Source organism: Actinosynnema sp. NPDC020468, assembly GCF_040642015.1.
In the GTDB taxonomy this organism is placed as follows: domain Bacteria; phylum Actinomycetota; class Actinomycetes; order Mycobacteriales; family Pseudonocardiaceae; genus Actinosynnema.
Genome location: NZ_JBFAEO010000040.1, coordinates 30,415 through 54,513 on the forward strand (window position 1 = coordinate 30,415; position 24,099 = coordinate 54,513).

At 71.7% G+C, this 24,099-nt stretch carries 12 protein-coding genes and 1 pseudogene; 4 read left to right on the plus strand and 9 right to left on the minus strand.

All coding sequences use genetic code 11. The annotated features are described in order from the left end of the window. Positions 1-27: 27 nt before the first annotated feature. Positions 28-2,895, plus strand: a complete 2,868-nt coding sequence (locus AB0G50_RS25830; protein ID WP_360113077.1) for an AAA family ATPase — start codon at positions 28-30, stop codon at positions 2,893-2,895. A gap of 61 nt (positions 2,896-2,956) precedes the next feature. On the opposite strand, the gene AB0G50_RS25835 is transcribed toward AB0G50_RS25830, so the two are convergent. The 3 genes and pseudogenes from AB0G50_RS25835 to AB0G50_RS25845 all read right to left on the minus strand — a co-directional run. After that, the gene (locus tag AB0G50_RS25835; RefSeq protein WP_360113079.1) at positions 2,957-4,756 is read right to left on the minus strand and encodes a trypsin-like serine protease; all 1,800 of its coding nucleotides are present in this window, start codon (positions 4,754-4,756) and stop codon (positions 2,957-2,959) included. Beyond that, complete coding sequence (locus AB0G50_RS25840; RefSeq protein ID WP_360113134.1) at positions 4,753-5,070, minus strand: proprotein convertase P-domain-containing protein; 318 nt, start codon at positions 5,068-5,070, stop codon at positions 4,753-4,755. The genes AB0G50_RS25835 and AB0G50_RS25840 overlap by 4 nt, the downstream gene beginning before the upstream one ends. Before the next feature lie 60 nt (positions 5,071-5,130). Continuing rightward, positions 5,131-6,301, minus strand: a pseudogene (locus tag AB0G50_RS25845) (S8 family peptidase); the annotation flags it as partial. A gap of 401 nt (positions 6,302-6,702) precedes the next feature. Between AB0G50_RS25845 and AB0G50_RS25850 the strand changes: the two are divergent. Beyond that, positions 6,703-7,473, plus strand: a complete 771-nt coding sequence (locus AB0G50_RS25850) for a hypothetical protein (RefSeq protein WP_360113081.1) — start codon at positions 6,703-6,705, stop codon at positions 7,471-7,473. A 280-nt stretch (positions 7,474-7,753) separates the two neighbouring features. Here AB0G50_RS25850 and AB0G50_RS25855 read toward each other — a convergent pair whose 3' ends face one another. The 4 genes from AB0G50_RS25855 to AB0G50_RS25870 form a co-directional block, all read right to left on the minus strand. Next, the gene (locus AB0G50_RS25855) at positions 7,754-9,139 is read right to left on the minus strand and encodes an alpha/beta fold hydrolase (protein ID WP_360113083.1); all 1,386 of its coding nucleotides are present in this window, start codon (positions 9,137-9,139) and stop codon (positions 7,754-7,756) included. A gap of 177 nt (positions 9,140-9,316) precedes the next feature. After that, the gene (locus AB0G50_RS25860) at positions 9,317-11,356 is read right to left on the minus strand and encodes a hypothetical protein (protein WP_360113085.1); all 2,040 of its coding nucleotides are present in this window, start codon (positions 11,354-11,356) and stop codon (positions 9,317-9,319) included. 74 nt (positions 11,357-11,430) lie between these two features. Next, a complete protein-coding gene (locus AB0G50_RS25865) occupies positions 11,431-11,859 on the minus strand; it encodes a pyridoxamine 5'-phosphate oxidase family protein (protein ID WP_360113087.1) in 429 nt (142 codons plus the stop codon). A 36-nt stretch (positions 11,860-11,895) separates the two neighbouring features. Continuing rightward, positions 11,896-12,471 (minus strand): hypothetical protein, encoded by a 576-nt coding sequence (locus AB0G50_RS25870; RefSeq protein ID WP_360113089.1) that lies wholly within the window; start codon positions 12,469-12,471, stop codon positions 11,896-11,898. Positions 12,472-12,940: 469 nt separating this feature from the next. Here AB0G50_RS25870 and AB0G50_RS25875 point away from each other — a divergent pair, with 469 nt between their 5' ends. Then, positions 12,941-13,765 carry a radical SAM protein gene (locus tag AB0G50_RS25875; protein WP_360113091.1) on the plus strand — a complete coding sequence of 275 codons (825 nt, stop codon included), beginning with the start codon at positions 12,941-12,943 and terminating at the stop codon, positions 13,763-13,765. 26 nt (positions 13,766-13,791) lie between these two features. Here AB0G50_RS25875 and AB0G50_RS25880 read toward each other — a convergent pair whose 3' ends face one another. Continuing rightward, positions 13,792-16,149 carry a tetratricopeptide repeat protein gene (locus AB0G50_RS25880; RefSeq protein WP_360113093.1) on the minus strand — a complete coding sequence of 786 codons (2,358 nt, stop codon included), beginning with the start codon at positions 16,147-16,149 and terminating at the stop codon, positions 13,792-13,794. Between the two features lie 836 nt (positions 16,150-16,985). Here AB0G50_RS25880 and AB0G50_RS25885 point away from each other — a divergent pair. Then, positions 16,986-17,426, plus strand: coding sequence for a hypothetical protein (locus AB0G50_RS25885; protein WP_360113095.1), 441 nt, complete (start codon positions 16,986-16,988; stop codon positions 17,424-17,426). A gap of 64 nt (positions 17,427-17,490) precedes the next feature. On the opposite strand, the gene AB0G50_RS25890 is transcribed toward AB0G50_RS25885, so the two are convergent. Further along, positions 17,491-24,090 (minus strand): amino acid adenylation domain-containing protein, encoded by a 6,600-nt coding sequence (locus AB0G50_RS25890; RefSeq protein WP_360113097.1) that lies wholly within the window; start codon positions 24,088-24,090, stop codon positions 17,491-17,493. Between the last annotated feature and the right edge of the window lie 9 nt (positions 24,091-24,099).

Genomic DNA, 24,099 nt, shown 5'->3' on the forward strand with positions numbered 1-24,099 from the left:
CGCCGCCACCGCGGGTAGCGTGCGGTCGTGGCGCAACCAGACCTCCCACCGGTGCGACTGCCGACGTCGACGTTCGTCGGCCGCGCGACCGAACTCGCCGAGTTGGCGGGTCGGGTCGGCAGACCGCCCGCCGTCGTGCTGCTGGAGGGCGAAGCCGGTGTGGGCAAAACCCGGTTGATCCGGGAACTGCTGCGGTTGCCGCGCATCGCCGACCGCACGGTGCTCTTCGGCGCGTGCCGACCGATGCGGACCCCGCTGCCGTACGGGCCGGTGATGGACATCCTGCGCGACAACGGTTCCCGCCTCGACCGGTCCGCCGGGCCGCTGCCGGCGGTGATGGGCGCGCTGCGTCCCCTGCTGCCGGAACTGGCCGCGATCCTGCCGCCGGAGCCCGAACGCGGTGACGCGGCGGTGGACCGGCACCGGGTTTTCCGCGCCGTGCGGGAGTTCCTCGCCGCGCTGGGGCCGACGCTGCTGGTGGTGGAGGACCTGCACTGGGCCGACGAGGGCACCCACGACCTGCTGTGGTTCCTGACCGGCCAACCGACCGGCGGGCTCTCGGCGGTGCTGAGCTACCGCCGAGAGGAGCACCGCGTCGGCGGGTCGGTGCTGCTGCCGGGCTCGGGTTACCGACTGCTCGCCGACGGCCGGAACTCGTTGCTGCGCCTGCGTCCGCTGGAACCGGGACCGGTCGCGACGCTCGCCGCCGACCTGCTCGGCCGAACCGACGTGCCCGAGGACTTCGCGCTCGAACTGCACCACCGCACCGCCGGCATCCCGTTCGTGATCGAGGAGGTCCTGCGCGAGGTGCGCGAGGTCGGCGACGCGCCGCGGCCGAAGGTGCTCGACCTCGTGGACATCCCGGTCCTGTTGCGCGACACCATGTCCGACCGCCTCGCCCGACTCGGGCCGACCGTCGCGGCGGTCGTGCACGCCGCCGCCGTGCTGGACGAGCCCGCCACGGAGCAGGAACTCGCGGCCGTCGCGGGGTTGCCCGCGCGCCGGGTGGGCAGCGCGCTGATCCGGGCGCTGGGCGCCGCCGTGCTGCACGAGACCGGCACCCACCAGTACGCCCTGCGCCACCCGCTGGCAGGCCAGGCCGCGTACGTGACGATCCCCGGTCCGCGCCGCCGCGCGCTGCACGCGCGCGCGGCCGCACTGCTCGCCGCACAACCGGATCCGCCCATCGCGCGGCTGGCCCACCACCACCGGCGCGCGGGCGACCTGGCCGACTGGGCGCGCCGAACCCTGGCCGCCGTCGACCACGCCACCGAGGTCGGCGACACGGCGCTGGCACTGCAACTGCTGGAGGACGCGCTCCGCGACGAGGCGCTGCCCACCCGCGCCCGCAACACCCTCGCGGTGCGGCTGAGCCGCGTGGTGCTCAACGGGATCGCGCGCGCCGGCACGGTCGAGCGGCTGTGGTCGGTGCTGCGCGACGAGTCGCTCGGCCGGTCGGCGCGCGCGGAGGTGCGGCTCAACCTGGGCCGGTTGCTGATCAACCAGGCCGGTCGGATCGAACTGGGCCAGAACGAGGTCGAGACGGCCATCCTCGACCTGCGCGACCGGCCCGCGCTCGCGTTGCGCGGCATGGCGACGTTGACACCGCCCAGCTTCGGCAGCCGACCGGTCGAGTTCCACCTGCGCTGGCTCGCCGAGGCGGTGCGCACGGTCGACGGCGCGGTGGACGCGGAGCTCGTCGCGTCGGTGCGGGTGAACCAGGTGACGACGCTGGCGCAGCTGGCCGATCCGGCGCTGTGGAAGGCGGTCGCGGCCCTGCCCGCCGCCGGGCGCTCGGCGCGGATCCGGCGCCAGTTGAGCCGGGCGTACAACAACATCGCGGACGCGGCGGCGTGGACGGGCCACTACGGCGTCGCGCGCGAGTACCTGCGCACCGGTGGCGCGCTGCTGGCCGACGCCGACGTGCCGTTCCTGTCCATGCTCGGCACCGGCACCGCGTTGCGCCTCGACGTCGCCACCGGCCGGTGGGACGCGCTCCCCGCCGCGGCGGCGCTGCTCATCGAGCAGGCGGGCGACATGCGGTTCCTGGCCGCCGACGCGTGGATCGCGTTGGCGTGGCTCGCGATGGCCCGGGACGACCGGGACCTGGCCGAGCGCCACCTCGACGACGCCCGGTCCGCCGCGCCGGAGTGCGCGCCGGTGGCCGCCGCGGTCGCCGCGTGCCGGGTCGCGATCGCGTTGACCCGGGGTGATGTCGCCGCCGCCGCGGTGGGCGCGGAACGCGCGGTGGCCGACACGCGGCGCAAGGGTGTGTGGGTGTGGGCGTCGGACCTCGCGCCGCAGGCCACCCGGGCGTTCGTGCGCGCGGGTCGACCGGACGAGGCCCGGCGGTTGACGGCCGAGTACGAGGAGGGCATCGGCGACCGGGACGCGCCGCTCGCCGTCGCGGGCGCGGAGGTGTGCCACGCGGTGCTGGCCGGCGCGCGCGGTGACCACGCGGAAGTGCTGGTGCGCCTGGTGCACGCGGCCGAGCGGTACGACGCGCTGCCCCACCCGCACGCCGGCGCGACCGCGCGCGAAGCCGCGGCCCGGGCCGCGCTGGAACTCGGCGACACCGGCACCGCGACCGTCCAGCTCGACCTGGCCCGGAGCGCGTTCACCCGGCTCGGCGCCGACCGCGACGCCGCCCGGTGCGGACAGCTGGCCCGGCGGTTCCGGCGCGGCACCCCGCGTGGTCGCAAGAGCTACGGCGACGACCTGTCCCCGCGCGAGCGCGAGGTCGTCGGACTGGTGGCGGCGGGGCGGACCAACCGGCAGATCGCCGAGGAGCTGTACCTCTCGCCCCGGACGGTGGAGCACCACGTGGCCAAGGCCATGCGCAAGCTGGGTTTGCGCTCCCGCGCGGCGTTCGCGGCCGAGGCCGATCCCCGGTAGTCCACTGTGGACGGGTGGGCCGGGCGGGACCTGCACCCCGCCCGGCCCTGTCGCGACCCCGTCAGCGCGACGTCACGGTCAGCGTGAAGTCCGCCGAGCCCGACTTCCCGCCGCCGGTGGCCGTGACCTTGATCTTGTACGTGCCCGGTGCGACCGAGAACGACGAGGTCAGGAACAGCGTCGAGGTCTGCCCGCCGCTGATCGTCGCGGGCAGCAGCTGCGCCGTGACGCCGGCCGGAACCCCGTGCGCCGTCAGGGTTACCGACCCCGTCGCGCCGGTGACCCGGATCGTCGGGAACAGCGCGCCACCCGGCTGGATCGTGCCCGAGCCGGGCGTGAGCGCCACCGTCAGGCCACCGGGCTGCTGCCCGCCGTCGCCGACGGTCAGGGTCAGCGGGGCCTGCTTGGACACCGAGCCGGACGTGCCGGTGACGGTGACCCGGTACTCGCCCTTGGGCGTGCTCGACGCGGTGGTGATCGTGAGCTTGCCGGTGCGACCGGAGGTGATCGTCGTCGGCTGGAAGACGGCCTCCGCGCCCGAGGGCAACCCGCTCGCCGACAGGGTGACCTCGGCCGGTGTGCCACCCACGACGTCGCTGGTGACGTTGGTGGACACCGACTTCCCGGGGTCCACCTTGAGCGCCGCCGGGCTCACGCCGAAGCCGAACTCGCCGCCGGGACCGCCCTTGCCGACGGTCAGCGTCACCGCGGCCTGCTTGGTCGCCGACGCGGTTTTGCCCGTGACGGTCACGGTGTAGGTGCCGTCCGGCGTGCCCGCCGCCGCCGTGAACGAGAGCTTGGCGCCCTCACCGGTTTTGATCGAACCGGGCTGGAACACCGCGTCCACCCCGGAAGGGTGGCCCGACGCGGTCAGCGTGACGTCCTCCGGGGTCGCGCCCGCCGTGGTCGTGACGCCCACCGAGTTGCTCGACCCGGGCTCGACCCGGACCGACGACGGCGCGACCGCGAGGCCGAACTCCGCGGGCTGGGCGCCGACCTTCTCCTTGACCCAGTCGCCCATGTCGTTGTCGAGCCTGCTCCAAATGCCGTACCACTGGAAGTCGGACCGGCTCCAGGACGCGAGGCCGACCAGCTTGCCGTCGACCACCAGCGGTCCGCCGCTGTCGCCGGGCAGGATCGTGGTGCGGCCGTCCGGGTAGCCCGCGCAGATCATGGTCGCGGCCTTGAAGCCCGCGCCGACGCCCTGGCACACCTGCGCGCCGTCCACGATCGGGAAGGTCTGCTTGTCCAGCGAGACGTCCGCCGGGTTGTCGTCGTGGGTCTTCTTGCCGTAGCCCAGGCTCAGACCCTGGTCGCCGACCTTCCAGACGCCCGCGTCGGCCGAGGTGGCGACCTTGGCCCACTTGTCCGGCGCGAGCGGGATGTCCTCGTTCGTCGTGACCACCGCGACGTCGTAGCCCTGGTCGAAGTTGACGTAGCGCGGGTGCAGCTCGTAGGACTTGACGGTCAGCGTGGTGCCGGTGCCGACGTTGAGGTCGTCCAGCCCGTAGTTGAACGTCTTCGTGCCCTCCAGGCCCGCGCAGTGGGCGGCGATCACGATGGACCGCCTGCCCACCACCGAACCGGTGCACGACTGGCCCTTGGGGCGGACGCCGCCTTGGCGCAGCGCGGCGATCACCGGCGGGTACTCGGAGAGCGTGGCGTCCTGGCCCTTGAAGAGGAACGCCGAGGCGTCACCGGGCGGCGGGGACGCGGTGTCGCCCTCGAACGTGGCGGCGGTCCGGGGCGCCGCCGGGGCCGCGCCGGCCGCGACCACGCCGGACGCGCTCACCGCGACACCGACGAGCACGGCCGCGATCTGCTTGCGGTTGGGCATGATTCTTCTCTCCACAGTGGTCACGGGGTCAACGTCCAGGAGGTCAGGGAGCCGGTGTCGTAGCGGTAGACGTCGGTGACCCGGAGCTTCCAGGTGCCGTTCTTCTGCTCGCCCGAGGCGTTCACCGTGTAGGTGGTGTGGATGCCGGCCGCGTCACCGAGTCCGCCGGACTTGCGCAGGCTCAGCACCGCGCCGGACGGGCCGACCAGATCGACGGCCAGGTCCGCCGTGAACGTGTGGTCGATGTCGACCTTGACCGTGGTGGACGCGGACGCCGTGCCGGCGCAGTCGGCCAGGGTCACCGGGGAGTCGGCCGACCCGGCGTCCGGGATCGCCACGGCGTTCGCGTTGGTCTTCGGCTCGCAGGTGCCCGGGTTCGGCCCGCCGCCGAAGTCCTTGACGTACAGGAGTTTGTTGGGCGAGCCCTTGGGGTCGGAGACCTTGTCCGGCGTGGCGGCGGCCAGCAGCCCCTGGGTGACCTGGGACGGCGTGCTGCCGGGCTTGGCCGTCAGGTACAGCGCCGCCGCGCCCGCGACGTGCGGGGTCGCCATCGAGGTGCCCGACATCTGCCCGGACCCGCCGTTCTGCACGGTCGAGGTGATGGCGGTGCCGGGTGCGAACAGGTCGACGCAGGTGCCGTAGTTCGAGCCCTGGCCGTTGGTCCACAACGACCTCTTGTCGGCGTTGTCGACCGCGCCCACGGTGATGGCGCTGGGCGTGCGGGCCGGACTGGTCTGGCACGCGTCGCCGTTGTTGTTGCCCGCGGCGATGGTCGCGGTGATCCCCTTGGCCACGACCTTGGCCACCGCGTCGTCCACAGTGGACTGCGCGCTGCCGCCGAGGCTCGCGGTCATCACCGAGTTGGCGCCCGCGTTGGCCGCGACCCAGTCGAACCCGCCGATGATCTGCGACCACTGACCGCTGCTCTGGCAGTCCAGCACCCGCACCGCGACGATCCTGGCCTTCTTGGCGACGCCGTAGGTGGCGCTGCCGACGGTGCCCGCGACGTGCGTGCCGTGACCGTGGCAGTCCGACGCGTCGTTGTCGTTGTCGATGAAGTCGCGTCCCGAGGTGACCCGACCACCGAAGTCCGGGTGCGCGCGGTAGACCCCGGTGTCGACCACGTAGACCGTCGCGCCGTCACCGTCGTTCGGGTAGGCGTACCTGTTGTCCACCGGCAGCGCGCTGGTCGATCCGGTCCAACCCCCAGGTGGGGTTCTGCTGCTCACCGACCGCCCGCGCGATCCCGTCCTGCTCGACGTAGGCCACCGCCGGGTCCGCCGCCAACCGCCGTGCGCGATCCTCCGACAGGGCAACGGAAAATCCGCGAATCGTGGCGCTGTAGGTGAGCTTGCGGGTACCGCCGTAGCGCCCCGCGAGGTCGGCCGACGCCGCGTCCACAGTGGACGCCGACGCCCCGGAGTCCTTGAGCACCACGATGTAGCTGCCCGCGACCGCGCCTTGCGCACCGGCGCCGCGGATCGTGCCCTCGGCGGGCGCCGCGACAGCGGGTGCCGCCGCGCCGACCAACGCGACACCCACGGCGGCCAGGACCACCGGCGCGCGCATCGAATACCTGTGTTTCATCGGAACTCTCCTTGTCCGCGCCCGCGGCGATGCCGGGGACGTGCCGGCCGCGAGGCAGGGTGGAGAATCGGCGGCCGGCACGGGTCACCCTCCCCGAGGGCTTGTGGGAGCGGAACACGCGCGCAATTAAGTGGCGATACCCATTAAATCCGGCGAGGTCGGCCGGCAGTCGGCGCCGGCGCGCTCCTGCCCTCGGCCGACATCGGGCGAGCCGTGCTGCGCAACGCTTCCTCGCAGGTCTTCGGCTTGACGTAGCCGCGCGGTGGCGCCGCCACGAACGGGCGTAGCGCGGGCGCCGGACGGGCCGGTACGACGGTGGGTGCCGCGCCGCGCCGACCGCACGGGCGGTGCACCTCCCGACGACGGACAGCAGAGGACTCCCCGTGCGAACAACCCTGATGCGCGCGCTCACCTCGATGACCCTCGCGGTCGCCGTGGTCCTGCCCGCCGCGGCCCAACCCGCCGCCGCGGTCGACATCGGCACCATCTATTCCTGGGTGCAGAAGGCGTACGGCCTGTACAAGCAGTTCTCCGGCGGTGGCGGACTGTCGATCGGCGAGGCGACCACGAAGATCATCGCGGAGATCGACCAGGCCCGCACCGACATCCTCGCGCACGTCGACCAGGTCGCGGTCGCCGACGCGCGGGCGTGCACCCGGGCCGCCGTGATCGACTTCGCGGACATCGAGCGGTTCACCCCGGACACGCTCCAGGCCTACGCGCGCGACGCCACGGCGTGCGTCACGCTGATCGACAGCCGCCTCTCGGCGGTCACCGACAAGGCTTCCCTCGACCAGCTCGGCTTCGCGCTCGCCGCGATCGGCCCGGTGTCGCTGGTCGCCCGCAGCAGGGCCGGCTTCAGCACGGCCGGCCTCGTCGCCACGCTGCGCACGGCCAACACCGCGGTCGTCGCGAAACTCGAACCACCCGCCCACTACGACCCGGAACCGATCCCCGGCGGCTACTACCAACTGGGCATCACCGCCGTGGCCTACAACGGCTATGAGTCCTACGTCGGACTCTCGGGCTACTTCCGCGCCCCGTTCCCGAGCCTCTCCACCTTCCCGACCCAGGTCGCACTGGTGAAGGACGGAGCCTCGGCCACGATCAGCCGTTCCACCTCCCAGGCCGCACTCCCCCTGCTGCCCGCCTGATCCCGGCCGACCTGCCGGGTGGCGGTCAACAGGTCCTGATCGCCACCCGGTGGTCCGCGAACGGCGGCGCGCCGACGTAGTCCGCCGCGATCACGCTCACCGAGCCCGGATCGCGTGCGTACACCGTTGCCTTGCCCGGCGTGAGGAAACCGCTCTCAACTCAGTCCCGACGACAGCGGCACCATGCCGGCGCGTCGGACTGGACCGCGACCGCTCGGATCGGCCGAACCCCTTGCCACACGACAATTCCGAGCGACGACGACGTCACCGGACCCGAAGGTCACGCCCCGGCGCAGTGCGTTCCGGTGGCCGGCACGACCACGTCGAGCAGGTAGCGGTCCACCGCGCCGCGGGTGCACTCGGTGCGCGCGTACACGTTGTGCCCCGGACCGTCGTAGGTGACCAACGTGGCGCGTCCGCGCGACTGCCGCTCGACGGCCAGCGCCGCCGAGTGCACACCCGCCGGGTCGAACCGCGAGTTCAGGAGCAGGATCGGCGGCGCGTCCCGGTGCGGCCGGAACGCGTGGCCCGGGCGGGCGGTCGGACGACCGGCGCACGCGGCGACCACCCCGTGCTGGCGGACGGCGCCACGCAGGTGCGGCGCGGCTCGTCGGCCCACGGCGGCGAGGTGCTCCAGGTCGCCGACCTCGCGGACGTCGACCCGGAAATCGGCGCAGAACACGGCTTCGGCGGGGTTCTCCGCGCGCGGCGCGGGCGGTGCGGGCACGGCCTCGGTCCCGACGATCATCGCGGCGAGCCTCGGGTAGTCCGGTCCGTAGAGCAGCAGCATCGCCCCGAGCGACCACTCGTTCGCGGTCGGGTGGGCCGTCGGGTCGGCGTCGGCGCGCGCGAGCCGCTCGTCCCACGCCGCGCGCACGTCCCGGCCGTGCAACGCGCACGTCGGGGTGCGGTCGCACCACGCGACGAACTCGCCGAACGCCTCCTCGACGGCCACCGCCGACCGCTCCAGCAGCTCCCGCGCGGTCGACGACGGGTCGAAGATCCCGGTCATCGCCAACGCGCGCAGGTGGTCGCCGTGGCGCTCGGCGTAGGCGATGCCGACCACCGTGCCGTACGAATGGCCGAAGACGCTGATCTTCCGCTCCCCCAACGCACCGCGCAGCGCCTCGAGGTCGCGCACGACCGACGCGCTGTCGGCGTGCTCGGCGATCGGGCCGGTGTGCCGCCCGCAGTCCGCGCGCAACTCCCGGTTGAACGCGACCAGCCGGTCGAACTCCGCGTCGTCGCGCGGGTACGCCGAGGGCCGCCGCGCTTGCAGTCCGGTCGAGCAGACCACCGGAGTGCTGCGCCCGATCCCGCGCGCGTCGAACCCGACGAGGTCGAAGCGGTCCCGGACCTCCGGGTCGAGCGCGGCCTTCATCCGGCGCACGTAGTCGACCCCCGAGTCGCCCGGCCCACCCGGCAGCACCACCAGCACACCGAGCCGTCGAGCCGGCTCGGCGGCGGCGACCCGGGCCACCCGCATCCCGAACCGCGCGCCACCCGGCCGGTTCCAGTCGACCGGCAACTCCAGCGTCCCGCACTCGACCGCGACGTCCGGCGTGCAGTCCGCCCCGGTCCACGAGATCCCACGAGCCGGCGTGCCGACCGCCGTGCCGGGTAACAGCGTCACGACGAGCGCACAGGCCATCAGTTTTGCCCCCATGAGCCCGGGAACGTTCCACACCCGCACGACCACGCACAAGGAACACCGAGGAAAACCAGGGGCGCCTCAGGGATACCCCTGAGCCCGCGGCCGCGACCGGGTGCCCGCGGGGACGGCGCCCGACTCGGGCGAACTTCCCCGATCGCCAGGAATTCGGGTCCGCGTCCCGGAGCAGGGTCAGGTACCGGCGAAGTAGTCCTGGATACGCCGATGCCGGAACTCGTAGGTCCCACCCACCTGCCGCAACACCCCGCGTCGATGAGCGCCCTCCAGAAACCCCATCAACCGCCAGGGGGTTTTGCCGAAAGCCCAAAACCAGAAACGCACGATTTCGAACTTCACCCACGCACACGACATCGGCCAGACGGCGGTGATCCAGATGGCCGCGACGACTCCCAGGCTGCGGAGAGCCTGGTTGCGGGTGACCGACATGAGCACGTAGCTCAAGCCGACCACGGTCACGGCTCCGAGAGTGAGCGCGATGCGACGGTCGGCCGCCAGGCTCATCGCGGGGCGGATCGGCTCGTCGGCCCTGATCCGCGGCGCCAGCCCGAGGTTCGCCATCAGCACCGCCCCGAAGGCCGCCCACGCCGACGCCTCGTCCCAGGAAAACGGGATACCGCGGTCCATGAAGGCTATGGAGCAGAAGACCGCCACGCCGAGGGCCACGGCGAACACGAGTCGTACCAACACCTGTCGCAGGCGGAGGAGCCCGTAGCGCGGCAGGTGCACGAGCCGTTCCTCCTCGCGCCTCATCAGGCGCGTCACCCCCCACCGCGCCAGGCCGCGCAGCCCGCCCACAACGGCACCGACGACGACAGCCGCCAAGAAGAGGATCCCGTAGAGCACGACGATGTGCCCGGGTGGCAGCGGCCTCCGGCCCGGATCCGGCTGGAGCAGACCCCACACCAGGCCGGGCAGGAGCACGATCGCCATGACCATGGTCCCGATGAACGCACCACGTGTCGCCGCCACCAGCGTGTGGGCGCCGGGCAGAAGGAGGAACAGCCGCCACCACGACAGGTCCGAACCCGGGCGCCGGGCGAGTCGGCGGGCGAGGAACGCGAACCGCCGACGAGCCCGGTCGTGGTCGGGGTACAGCGCGGGGAGGTAGGCGTCGTACAAATGGTTCTCGACGGCGTCCGGCGTGCCGCACGTCAACAGGTCGGCGGGGTCGGTGCCCGGCGAGCCGTACGCGGTCTTGGCCAGGTACACCGCCAAGGGCGTGGACAACGCCTCGGCCACCACGCCGTCCGGGTGGTCACGCAGTTCGGCGACGAGCTCGTCCCATCGGCCATCGCCCGCGGGCACACCGGAGGTCAGGTAGTCGGCGGCCGCGGCGGCCCGCACCGGACCCAACTCCACCACCGCCGCCCGGCCGATCGCCACGCCGTGTTCCCGGATGACCTCCTCGTACTCCTCCGAGCGGCTCGTCAGCACCAGTGGGCGATTGCGCCCCACCACCTCGGCGATGGCCCGGACCGCGAACACCCTCCCGGCCCGTGCGACTTCGTCCAGCCCGTCGAGCACGGGCAACACCATGCCCAACTCCACCAGCGCTCGCGCGACCTGCGGTCCGTGGACACCACGTTCGCCGAACACCGGGTGATCGACGGCGAGCCGGTGCGCGACCCACGTCTCGAAATCGTGTTCGACCATGTCCCAGGTGGACAACGACAGGAGCAGCGGCACCGGGTCACCGGGCCCGCGCTGTCGCGTCAATCCCAGGGCCAACAGGATCGCGGCGCTCGTCTTGCCCGATCCCGGCTCACCGACGACGACCAGTTGGCGTCCGGGCAACGCGCGGAACGCGTCCGCCAGGTCGGGGACCGCGCCGTGCAGCGTCAGGCGGGTGAACCGGGGATCACCGACGACCTCGGCGGGTGAGGGCGCGACGGAGCGGAGCGTGGTGGCCCAGTCGATGTCGATCGGCCGGGTCAGGCCGCGGGCTCCTGCCTCTCGGGTCCACTGCCTGACCACCAGCCTCGCCAGGGTGTCCGCCGCCTGGGCGTGGTCGGCGACGCGGTTCGCGCGCACCGCCACGACCACCCCGATCACGCTGATCACCAGACCACCGACGGCCAGGACCGCGCCGGCCACGCCGGCGAGCTTGTCACCCCGGTCGAGAGCCTCGTCGGACCGGGAGACCCACAGCAACAGGCCCAGGAGGGCCACCGAGAACGCCCCCGACGGAAGCCACCACCTGCGTAACCCCATGCGGGTCATTCTTCCCGAAAGGGACTCCTCGACGTGGCGGAGATCCGACGGGTGCTCGTCGGCCGCCCGGGACGTCAGTACGCGAACCGGTTCACGGTCTCCGGGTGGAGGACGAGGCGGACCTTCTCCTCGGCCAGGATCTCGGCGAGGTCGGCGGCGCGGGTCGGGTCGTCGAGGTCCCAGTAGCGGGCGGCCAGGCGGGAGGCCAGGTCGTGCGCGCCGTCGGGTTCGACCGTCACGCTGCCCGCCACCGACACCCAGCGCTCGCGTTCGCCCACCGGGGCCACGACGACGAGCGAGGCGCGCGGATCACGGCGCAGTCGCCGCACCTTGAGCGTGCCCGGACTGGTGAACAACCCGACCGTGCCGTCGGCGGCGGCCTCGAACCACACCGGGCGGGGTTGCGCGGGGATCGGGCCCGCGGCCACGGACAGCAGCCCGTGCAGGGGACGGCGGAGGAACTCCAGGTCGTCGGCGGTCAGCGAACTGGTGTCGGTGCTCATCACGGTCCTTCCGGCGGGTTTCGGATCACGCCCCAGTCAACACGTCCCGGACGAGCCGCGCGGGCCGGCCGTCAGCACGGCGGCGGCCTCCTCCAGCACCGCGACGATCTCGTCCACGCCCAGCCGCACGCTCCCCTCGCGGTCGCCCACCCCGTCGATCCGCGAGCGCACCCGGTACCGCAGCGTGCCGTCCGGGTGCAGCCGCGCGGACAGGTCGTCGGTGGTCGGACCCCAGCACGCGAAGTCCGGCCACCGCCCCGCCCGGTAGTGGGCGGCGTCCACCCGCAGCGAGTGGGCGAACTGCGGCACGTACGCCGTGTTGTCGAACGGCGTGGCGATGGCGCCGTCCAGCCACAGCGTGCAGGTGCGCAGTCCCGCACCCGCCGGGTCGACGGGTCCGATCTCCAGCGCGAGCCGTGACCGGTCCCCGACGAGGACGTCCGTCGCGCACCAGCGGGAGAGGTCCGCGTCGAAGTCGAGCGCCGCGGCCACGGAGTCCATTGTGGACCCGGTCGCGGCCGGGTCGAGCGCGACCGACTCGGGCAGGTCGGTGAAACCCAGGTGCTCACCGTCCTGGGAGCCGATCGGCCGCGACCCAGGCCCAGCTCCCATGACACGAACCCCGTCGCGGGGACGGACGCCCTAACCGTCCAGCGTTTCCGACAAGTCCGCCACCAAGCGACCGAGCACTCCACCGGCGCCCACTCGCCGTCGGGCAACGCTAACCAGGTGCCGGCGGGGCGTCACCGGCTGCCGCGCGGCGCGCACGGCCCGCCACCCGTTCCCATGCGCGGCGAGCGCGCGCCCCGTCGACCACAACGCCACGTCCGGCCCCCGTGGCGACGAACACCAGCCCGACGGGGTCGTCCAGCACAACCCGTTCAGGGAGGCGCCGAAGTGCGCTCCGAACAGGGACGGTGTCGGAGGCCCAGGCAAAGCTGTCCTGACCGGAACTGCACGGCGTGCCGAGACATCGCATTTGCAGGGGAATTGCCCTGTTCGGCCGCAGATCCTTGACCCAGTGCTGACACCCTGCGACTCTACGTTAGTTACGTCCGTCTGTGGGATGCGGAGGGCGGCGATGGAGGCTGGCAGACCCATTACACACCTGGCATTGGAGTTGACCGGACGTTGCCAACTCACGTGCTCTCATTGCTATGCAGAGTCGTCCCCTCGAGGCGACCACGGCGTTATGAATACCGCCGACTGGCTATGTGTCCTCGATTCCGCAGCAAAGTATGGAGTGAGGACGGTCCAGTTCATCGGTGGCGAGCCGACGTTACATCCGGGTTGTATCGACCTGGTAAGCCACGCCCTGTCGCTGGACATCGGCGTGGAGGTGTTCACCAACTTGACCTGGGTCAACGAGGACCTCTGGGCACTATATCGCCACCCAGGTACGACGGTGGCGACTTCGTACTACACCGATGATGCCGAGGTTCATGATTCGTTCACCGGAGTGCGCGGAAGCCACCATCGGACGAGGTCCAACATTGCCGAAGCAGTTCAGAGGGGGGTTCGCATACGTGCGAGAGTAATCGACATCGGCGACGGCGGAACAGCGGCGCGCAGCGAACTGGGGCTGCTCGGCGTCACGGACGTCCGTGTCGGCAAGATTCAAGGAATCGGGCGCGCGGCACATCAGGGTCCCCCTACGGTGGCGGACCTCTGCGGAGGTTGCGGAATAGGACAGGCAGCAGTCGATCATCGTGGTGACGTCACGCCATGCGTAATGGCCAAGTGGCTTCGGGTGGGCAACATTCTCCGAGACCCCCTGGAAACCATTCTTGACGGTCCGTGTATGAGGGCAAGAATCTCGACAATGGCAACGGAGTTCAAGCTTCAGAGCCACACCGGAGGAGACTGCGGCCCGAAAGCCGGAGACGAGGATGACAAGAATGGGTAAGGGATCAGACGTCGTTGAGCAGTGAGTCACTTCCTGTTGAGCAGGCGGGCCATCCGCGCCTTCCGCTCACTCGCGGCAGGGTCCCGGTAAGCGCGGAGAAGCCCAACCGACTCCCTCCAGTGTCGTCGCGCCTCGCTGGCAGCACCTACACCAGCAAGCACGGTTGCCAGGTTGTCCAGAGCGACCGCAAGTGTCCACTGAGAATTTGTTTCCCGAGCCAAGGAAACGGCACGTCGATGGAAGCTGATTGCGTCGTCGAACCGTTCGACAGCCCGACACACCTCGCCGGCACCGTCCAGAGCCATAGCTTCCCTGTTTCGACTCTCAAATGCGACGTGAATCGTGAGTGCGCGCTGGTAGGAGATCATGGCCTGCGCATATAGTCCAGCAATGCGCTGAATCCGCCCCTGATGTAGCAGTACCCACCCTTCCTCACGTTGGTCGTTTCTGTTACGAACGATATCCAGCGCCGCCGCTACTGAAGTAAGTGCATCGCTTACCGCACCGGAATCGCAGAGCGAACGAGCGAGCATAGTCAGCGAGACAGCTTGCCCGTCCTCGTCGTCGTTATCACGGCAGAGGGCCAATGCTTCACGAGCGACGTCGATGGCGTTGGCATGACGTCGCAGCCCGTAATACGCCGCCGCAAGATTGTACAGGACCGTGGCCGCCATTTCGACGTCCTGGTGCGCCAATCCTATTTCGCGCAGGCTCTCGAACAGTTCGACGGCGCCGACGAAATCTCGCGTCGCGGCGAGAATGATACCTATTCGATTGAGCGTCCGCCCCTCAGCGACCCTGTCACCGTCGGCGTGATACTGAGCCAGTACGTCCTGGTGAATCGTCAGCGCTTCGCTGTATCGACCTTGCATCGAATGCCAGGTCGCCATTGCCGTCAACGCCTCCCGTTCGGCGCCGACGGCACTATTCCGACGCGCCGCCACGATCGCTATCTCGATGATCTGATGGCGATCGGCAATCGACACCCGCCCAGTGAAGTAGGGGCGGAGCATGAGCGCGAGTTGCCAAGCCGTCCTGTCCATACCGGATTTTTCGGCGGCCTTCGTGGCTGCGACCAGGTTCGCCCACTCGAATTCATACCACCGCGACCCGCTTAAGTAGTCGGCAAAGTTGAGCGCGGCCGCTGGACGGGGAAGGGCATCCGGGGTTAGGAGACTGTGGAAGGTGCGCATCGCGATTGCCGCAGAATGGGAAGTGTGCAGGTACCAGGCGAGAACACGGGCAAGCGCCTCGTACTGATGCTCAAGGGGCTCCTCATGATGCGCCGCATCAGTGGCGTAGAGGCGTAGTAGGTCGTGGAACTGGTATCTGTCCGGTGCCGTCTGCTCTACGAGGTGGGCGTCGACGATCACATCCATCAGGCGGCGAAGTGCCGACACCGGCATGTCCGTCAACGCAGCTGCGGCATGGATACCGAACTCAGGTGCCGGGTGAAGGCCGAGGAGACGGAATATCTGAGCGGCATCCGGAGCTAGGGCACGATACGACCACGAGAACACTGCCCGGACGCCGTCGGCTTCATCTCCGCCTTCGGTCGCCAGCGCATCCCAGCCTTGAAACTCCTGGCGCAGACTTTCGACCAACTGGGCCAAGGACATCCACGGCCGCGCGGCGGCCTGTTCGCCGGCGACACAAAGGGCCAAGGGAAGATATGCGCACATGCGCGCCAACTCCCGCAAATCGGCTTCGTCGTCGATTGGCCGGTAGTCCTTGACGATTGATCGGAGCAGTTCAACTGCGTGATTCTCGGGCAACACCTCCACGGTCATCCGCTGTGCCCCGTCGCGGACCCGCAGCCCGGACAACCGATTTCTGCTGGTGAGGACGACCCGGCAACTACCGCTTCCCGGTAGCAGCGGTCTCACCTGCGCGACCGTGGCTGCATTGTCCAAGACGACCAGCACACGACGATCTGCCAATACGGACCGGTAGAGAGTCGCCTTGGCCTCCAGGTCGGACGGTATGCGGTATGCCGCTACGTCGAATGCGCTGAGGAATCCGTCCAGTGCCCGCTCGGGCGGGACCGGTTCGCCTGGGCCATAACCACGCAGGTTGGCGTACAACTGCCCGTCGGGAAAGAGGTCGCGCACGCGGTGCGCCCATCGAAGCGCGAGGCCGGTCTTACCTACTCCTGCAGTACCGACGATCACAGTCAACGCCGCGGCATCGGGTCCTTCCCCAAACAGCACTCGGTCGAGCCAGTCCAGTTCTTTCGACCGATTGACGAATCCGCGAACGTCAGCGAGGAGTTGACGCGGCACGCTATGCCTGGCAGGTCCGACACGGTGGAAGTGCACACCGCCGTTGACGTCCCTCGCCTGGACGACGTTGTCTGCGGTTCCTGACACTTCGACGCTAGTCACGTCACGAGAAACTGGCACCGACTCGTCAACTGGACCACTCGGCGACGTCATTGGACTCTCCCGTGGCATCCGGCCGTCTCTCCCATTCACGATAGCGAAGCCGGCATCGACCCACACGTGTTCGTGCTTGCGGACACCGAATCCACACACTGCCGTCGAGGCTGTCAGACCACTGGACCGGCTTGTACCTGGTTGGTCACGGCGCCGCTCATGTCGTTCCGGACAGTCGGGCACGGGGCGGTTTGCCGCCCCGACAGGCATCTCGAACCCTGTCGCACCTTCCCGGGCCACTCGTCGGTCACCACGAGGTCCGATCCTGCAGTCATCACATCATCGGACCGATAGTGCTCCTGGCAGATGACGTCGTTCGATCGAGAACGGGTCCGCCCGGCAGGCGAACAACCGCTGCGCGCCGAGGCGGCGTGGTCACGCGGCACCCGGCGCGGGCGGTGGGCGGTGGGGGCACGTCCAAGGGCGGGTCGTCGTGGTTCGGACGGTGGTGTGACAACGGGTCGGTCGGTGGTCGCCGAAGGCCGTGGAAATGGGTACCTACTCCATCCGGACGACATTGTGTCGGGCACCGAGCGTCGGTTAGTGTCCGGGTGTTCCCGGCATCGGACCGGGAGAGTCCGGGGGGATTCGATGACATTTCGCGACGGCGTCGGGGCGAGCTGACCGCCTACCGCGATCCGCGCCTCACCAGCGGTGATCACGTAGGAAACCATCCGGTACAACCCTTTTTTGCGCGCTCGCGTAAAAGGGTTGCCGTGCCCTGCCATGCTATTCGGGACGTCCGTCCCCGAATGCCCCCAACACCGGTAGAGGGGAAATACGACGTGAAGTTCACCCGTACCGCAACGGCCGCCGCCCTCGCGGTCGCCGCGTTGTTCGGTTCCTTCGTGACGGCGCCGGCGGCGTCCGCGTCGGAGGACGCCATCGGTTGTGTGGACGGCTCCAACCCGAGCTCGTTCCCCAGCCCCAGCACCAAGAAGACCTACGTCCTCCCCGTCACCAACAGAGTCGTGGAGCTGCGGTACAGCACCAACACCTGTGCGTGGGCCCGGTTCAGCGCCGGCGGGAACTACTACCTGTGGGTCGACCGCGCGGTCAACATCAGCCAGGCCAACGCGGGCAACTGGACCCAGCTCGGCATCACCCCGATGACCGCCGGCACCGTCGCGTTCACGCCGGGCTACAACGACAACAACAGGGTCATGCGCGCGTGCGCCGAGGTCCACGAGATCGTCCGGACGGTGGTCTGCACCGACTGGTACTAGGAGCGCACGGGCCCGGGACGCGGCCACCGCGGGCGTTCCCACGGCAGCGCCCGACCGGCGGGGTTCACCGCCGGTCGGGCGTACCGGCCCGGCGCATCGGGCGCAGCGCCGGTCGGGCCGTCTTCGCCACGTCGAGGAGTCGCGCCAGCGCCGCGACGGAGGGTGCCCGGAACAGGTCGCGGACCTCCAGTTCGGCGTTCAGGGCCGTGCGCACGCGGCTGATCAACCTGGTGGCCAGCAAGGAATGCCCGCCCAGGTCGAAGAAGCTGTCGTCGATACCGACGACCTCGAGGCCGAGCAGGTCCGCGAACAGCTCGCAGAGGACCTGCTCCCGCCGGTTCCGCGGTCGTCCCGACGACACCAGGGCGGCGAAGTCCGGCGCCGGCAGCGCCCGGCCGTCCAGCTTGCCGTTGGCCGTCAACGGCAAGGCGTCCAACGACACCCACGCCGACGGCACCATGAACTCCGGCAGGACGCGCGAGGCGAACTCCCGGAGCTCCGCGGCGGCGGCGGTTCCCACCACGTAGCCCACCAGGCGTGTGCCGCCGGCACCGTCCTCCCGCGCCAGCACCGCCACCTGCCGCACTCCCGGGCACGTGGCCAGCACGGCCGTGACCTCGGCCGGCTCGACCCGGAAACCCCGGATCTTCACCTGGTCGTCGGCCCGCCCGACGAACTCCAGCACGCCCTCCGGCGTCCACCGCGCCACGTCTCCCGTGCGGTACATCCGCGCGCCGGGGTCGAAGGGGTCGGCGACGAACCGCTCCGCCGTCGACCGGGGCGCGCCGATGTACCCGTGGGCCACACCGTGCCCGGCGACGTACACCTCGCCCGGCACACCCGGCGGCACGGGCCGCAGCGCGCCGTCGAGGACGTGGATCCGCTTGTTCCGCACCGGGCGACCGATGGGCACCGAGGCCCGCTCGCAGTCCTCCGGGCCGACCGGGTGCACGGAGGTGAACCCCATCGACTCCGCCGGACCGTACCCGTTGGACACCTTCAGGCCGGGGAACCGCCGCAGGGCCTTGGCCACGTGCGTCACCGAGGCCGCCTCGCCGCCGGTGAACACCTCGCGCAGCCCGGTGAACACCTCGGGCCGCTCGTCCACCAGGACGTTGAACAGGCCCGCCGACACCTGGAGCACCGTCACGCCGTGCTCGGCGGCCAACCGGGCGATCTCCGCGGGTTCCGGTCGCTGACCCCGCTGGAGGACGCACGAGCCCCCGAAGAGCAAGGCTCCGAACAGTTCCAGCGCGAACCCGTCCCACGACACGGGGGAACACTGCAACCACACCTGCTGCGGCCCGAAGTCCGCGTAGTCCTGGGCGCAGTAGGTGGCCACCAGCGCCCGGTGCGCGGTGGCGACACCCTTCGGAACCCCCGTCGACCCCGACGTGAACATGACGCTCGCGACGTCCTCCGGGTCGACGACGACGCCGGGATCGGACTCCGGCCGTCCGGCGATCACCGACTGCTCGAGGTCCAGGAACGTCGTGGTGCCCGGGAACCCGCCCAGCCGCGCGCCCGGCCCGCGGGTGGTCACCACCGCCGACGCGCCCGACCGGAGGAGCACCGCCGTCAGCCGCGCGGCGGGGTGCTCGGGGTCCAGCAGGGTGTACGCGGCCCCCGCCTTGAGCACGCCCAGCAAGGCCGGCACGAGCTCGGGACCGCGGTCCAGCAGCACGCCGACCACCCGGCCCGGTCGCACGCCGCGGTCGATCAGGTGGTGGGCGATCCGGTTGGCCCGCCGGTCGAGCTCCGCGTAGCCGAGCCGGTGGCCCTCGGACACCACCGCCACCGCGTCGGGCGTCCGGCGGACCTGCTCCCCGAACAACTCGTGCAGCGTCCCGCGCGGTACCGGCGCCCCGGTGCTGTTCCACTGCCGCAACCGGTCGCGCTCGTCGTCCACGAGCACGTCGACCCGCCCCACCGGTGCGTGCGGATCGGCGACCAGCTGTGCCAGCGCGCTGATCAGCCGCGACACCAGCCGTTCGGCCGTCGACCGGTCGAACCGGTCGACCGCGTACTCCAGGCGGCCGACGAGCCCGGCGGGGCGGCCGGCCTCGTCCCGGCGGTCCCGGACGTCGACGGTGAGGTCGAACTTCGTGCGCCGGACCTCCGGCTCGACCCGGGACGCCGTCAGACCCGGGAACTCCGGGTCGGCCGCCGCGGTGTCCTGTAGCACCAGCATCACCTGGAAGAGCGGGTGCGACCCCGGCGAGCGTGCCGGGTTGAGCTCCTCCACCACCCGCTCGAACGGCACGTCCTGGTGGGAGAACGCCGCCAGGTCGGCCTCCCGCACCCGGCCGAGCAGCTCGGCGAAGGTCGGGTCGCCCGACACGTCGGTGCGCAGCACCACCGTGTTGACGAAGAACCCGATCAGGTCCTCGAGCGCGTCGTCCGTCCGGCCGGCCACCACGGAGCCGACGGGCACGTCGGTACCGGCGCCCAGTGTCCCCAGCACCACCGCCAACCCGGCCTGCACGACCATGAACACCGTCACGCCGCAGGCCCTCGCCGCGGCGTCGAGCGCGGCGTGCAGCTCCGGGCCGACGGCGATGTCCACCGCGGCGCCGCGGTGCGTGGGCACGGCGGGACGGGGCCGGTCCGCCGGGAGCGGCACCTCGTCGGGCAGCCCGGACAGCGCGGCCCGCCAGAACCTCAGCTGGCCGGCCACCAGGCTGTCCTCGTCGGCCTCGGACCCGAGGAGTTCCCGGTGCCACACGGTGTAATCCGCGTACTGCACGGGCAACGGCCGCCACCCCGGCGGGCCACCGGCGCGGCGGGCACCGTACGCCTCCGCCAGGTCGCGGACCAGCGGCCGGATCGACCACCCGTCGCTCGCGATGTGGTGCGTGACCACGGACAGCACGTGCTCCTCCGGCCCGGTGGTGCACACCGACAGCCGGATGGGCAGATCGCGCGCCAGGTCGAACGGCCGCTCGGCGGCGGCACGCACGCGGTCGGCCAGGTCGGCCTCGGCGCAGGCGATCACCGACACCTCCGGCCGGGCCGAGGCCGCGGGGAGCAGGTGCTGCCGGGGTTCGCCGTCGACGGCCGGGAACACCGTGCGCAACGCGTCGTGCCGGGCCACGACGTCGGACGCGGCGGCACGCAGCGCCTCGACGTCCAGCCGACCGCGCACCCGCAGCGCGAGCACCACGTTGTAGGTGGAGCTCGGGCCCTCCAGCTGGTCGAGGAACCACAGCCGCCGCTGGGCGGACGACGGCGGCAGCGGTTCCGGCAGCGCCCGCGACGCCCGCAGCGGCGGCCGGGTGCCCCCGGCGTCGGCCAACCGCCGGGCGACCTCGCGCACGGTGGGCGCGTCGAACAGGTCGCGGACGGTCAGGTCGCGGCCCGTCACCGAACGGATCCGGCTGATCAGGCGCACCGCGGACAGCGAGTGGCCGCCCAGGTCGAAGAAGCTCTGGTCCACCCGCACGACCTCGCGGCCCAGCACCTCGGCGAACACGCCGCGAAGCAGGTCCTCGGCCGCGGTCCGCGGCGCCGGCCCCTCCTCGCCGCCGTACCCGGGTGCCGGCAGGGCCCGGCGGTCGAGCTTGCCGGTGGCCGCCAGCGGCAGCGCGTCGAGCAGCACGACGGCGGAGGGCACCAGGTAGGCCGGCAACCGGCCGGCCAGGTCCCGGCGCAACCCGGCGGGGTCCACCTCGGAGGCGGGAACGACGTAGGCGACGAGCCGCCGGTCACCCGGACGATCTTCACGCACGGCGACCGCCGCCTGCCGGACGGCCGGGTACCGGGCGAGAGCGAGCTCGACCTCCCGCGGCTCGACCCGGAAACCGCGGATCTTCACCTGGTCGTCGGCCCGTCCGGCGAACTCCAGCCGGCCGTCCCGGCGCCACCGGCCCCGGTCGCCGGTCCGGTACATCCGGGCGCCCGGCTCACGGGGATCGGCCACGAACCGCTCGGCCGTCAGGGCGGGGTTCGCGACGTAGCCGTGCGCGAGCCCGGCCCCGGACACGTAGATCTCGCCGACGACGCCGGGCGGTACCGCCGTCAGGGAGTCGTCCAGCACGTACACCCGCTTGTTCCGGATCGGCCGCCCGATCGGGATCGCCGCCGCCTCGCCGTCGGCGGCGGAGATGTCGTGGGCCGTGGTGAAACCGAGGCTTTCCACCGGCCCGTAGCCGTTGACGATCCGGAGGCCGGGGAACGCGCGCAGCGCGCGGCGGACGTGGGGCACCGACGCGACCTCGCCGGCGGTCATCACGCACCGCAGGCCGGCGAAGACCTCCGGCCGTTCGTCGAGCAGGAGGTTGAACAGGCTCGCCGACAGCTGAAGGCTCGTGACGCCGTGGCGCGCCACCGACGCGGCGATCTCGTCCACGCCGGCCCGACCCGGCGGCAGCACGCAGGTGCCACCGTGCAGCAGCGCGCCGAACACCTCCAGCGCGAACGCGTCCCAGGACACCGCCGAGGACTGGAGCCACACCTCGTCCGGGCCGAACCCCACGTACTCCTGGCCGAGGTAGGTGGCCACCAGAGCGCGGTGGGGTGACACCACGCCCTTCGGCACCCCGGTCGACCCCGACGTGAACATCACGCACGCGGCGTCGCCGGGTCCGGCCGTCGCGCCCGGCGCCGGTCCGCCGGCGGCCGCGTCGAGCCGGGCCACGTCGACGCGCGTCGCCGGCGTCCCGTGCTCGCCGGCGGTCACCAGCAGCACCGCGTCCGCCTGGCGCAGCACGCCCGCGAGCCGCTGCGCCGGGAACTCCGGGTCGAGCAGCGTGTAGGCGGCGCCGGTCTTCAGCACGGCGAGCACGGCGGTCACCAGGTCGACGCCGCGTTCGAGGCACACACCCACCACCGCGCCGCGCCCCGCGCCCCGTCGGATCAGCTCGTTCGCCCACCGGTCGGCGCGTTCCTCCAGCCGCGCGTAGGTCACCGGCCCGCCGGGCCCCACCACGGCGGGCCGCTCCGGTGTCCGCGCCGCCTGCCCGGTGACCAGCTCGTGCAGCGTGGCGTCGGGGAACGGCGCCGCGGTGTCGTTGCCCGCGTCGAGGGCGCGGCGTTCGTCCGGGGTGAGCACGTCGATATCGCCGACGTGCGCACCGGGCGCGGCGACGACGGCGGCGAGCACGCGGGTGAACCGCGCCGCGAGCGCCTCCGCCGTCGGCCGGTCGAACAGGTCGGTGGCGTACCTCAACCACCCGTCGATCCCGCTCGGCGCCGCTCCGCCGGCCGCGGTCTCGGCCAGCTCGACGGTCAGGTCGAACCGGGCCACGTCGGGGTCCACCGCGTACCGCTCCGTCGCGACACCGCCGAAATCCGCGCCGGGTGCGTTGTTCTGCACCACGAGCATCACCTGGAACAGCGGGTGGCGAGCCGCGGACCGCGCGGGGTTGAGCTCCTCGACCACCCGCTCGAACGGGACGTCCTGGTGCGCGAACGCGTCGAGGTCGGCCTCCCTCACCCGATCCAGGAAGTCCGCGAAGGACGGATCGCCGGTCAGGTCCGCGCGCAGGACGACGCTGTTGACGAAGAACCCGACGAGGTCGCGCACCGCCTCGTCGGCGCGCCCGGCCACGACGGTGCCGAGCGGGATGTCCGTGCCACCGCCGAGCCGGTGCAGCAGCACCGCCAAACCCGCCTGAAGCACCATGAACAGGGTCGCGCCGCGCTGCTTCGCCAACTCCAGCAACGCTTGGTGCAGAAAGGGTTCCAGCCGGAACCGCACCGTGTCGCCGCGGTGCGTCGGCACGGCCGTGCGCGCCCGGTCGACGGGCAGCGCCGACTCCTCGGGTAGCCCGGCCAACTCCGTCCGCCAGAACCGCAGCCGTGCCGCCGACACGCTGTCCGGATCGGACTCGGCGCCGAGGAAGTCCCGCTGCCACAACGCGTAGTCCGCGTACTGCACCGGCAGCGGGCGCCACCGGGGCTCCCTGCCCGCGCGGCGGGCCTCGTAGGCCGTCGCCAGGTCCCGGGTCAGCGGTGCCCAGGACCAGCCGTCGCCGACGATGTGGTGCAGGGCCAGCAGCAGCGTGTGGTCCTCCGGTCCGCGGGAGAACAACCGGACCCGGATCAGCGGTCCGGTCTCCAGGTCGAACGGCTGGTTCAGCACCTCCCGCACCGCGCCGGGCAGTTCGCTCCCGGAGCGGTGGACGACGGGCAGGTCCGGGCGGACCTCCGCCGCCGGCCGCACGCGCTGGTACGGCTCACCGTCGACGGAGCCGAACGTCGTCCGCAGCACCTCGTGCCGCGCCACCACGTCCGCGACCGCGGCGCGCAGCGCGGCCGGCTCCACCAGGCCGCGCAAGCGGACGACGTACCCGATGTTGTAGGTCGGACTCGGCCCCTCCAACTGGGCGGCGAACCACAACCGGCGCTGCGCGGGGGACAGCGGCACCTCGGCGGGCCGCTCCACCGCGACTTCCGGCGTTCGGCGGGCACCTCCCGCACCGAGGACGCGGGACGCCAGGGCGGACGCCGTCGGCGACTCGAACAACGCCCGGACTCCCAGTTCCACGCCGAGTTCGGTGCGGAGCAGGCCGATCAGCCGCGTCGCCAGCAGCGACTGGCCGCCGAGCGCGAAGAAGTTGTCGTCCGCGCCCACGGCGTCGAGCCCGAGCACGCGCGCGAACAGTCCGCGCAGGGTGTCGACGGTGTTCGGGTTCGTGCCGTCGTGCGCCGAGGAACGGGTCACCGGGCCATC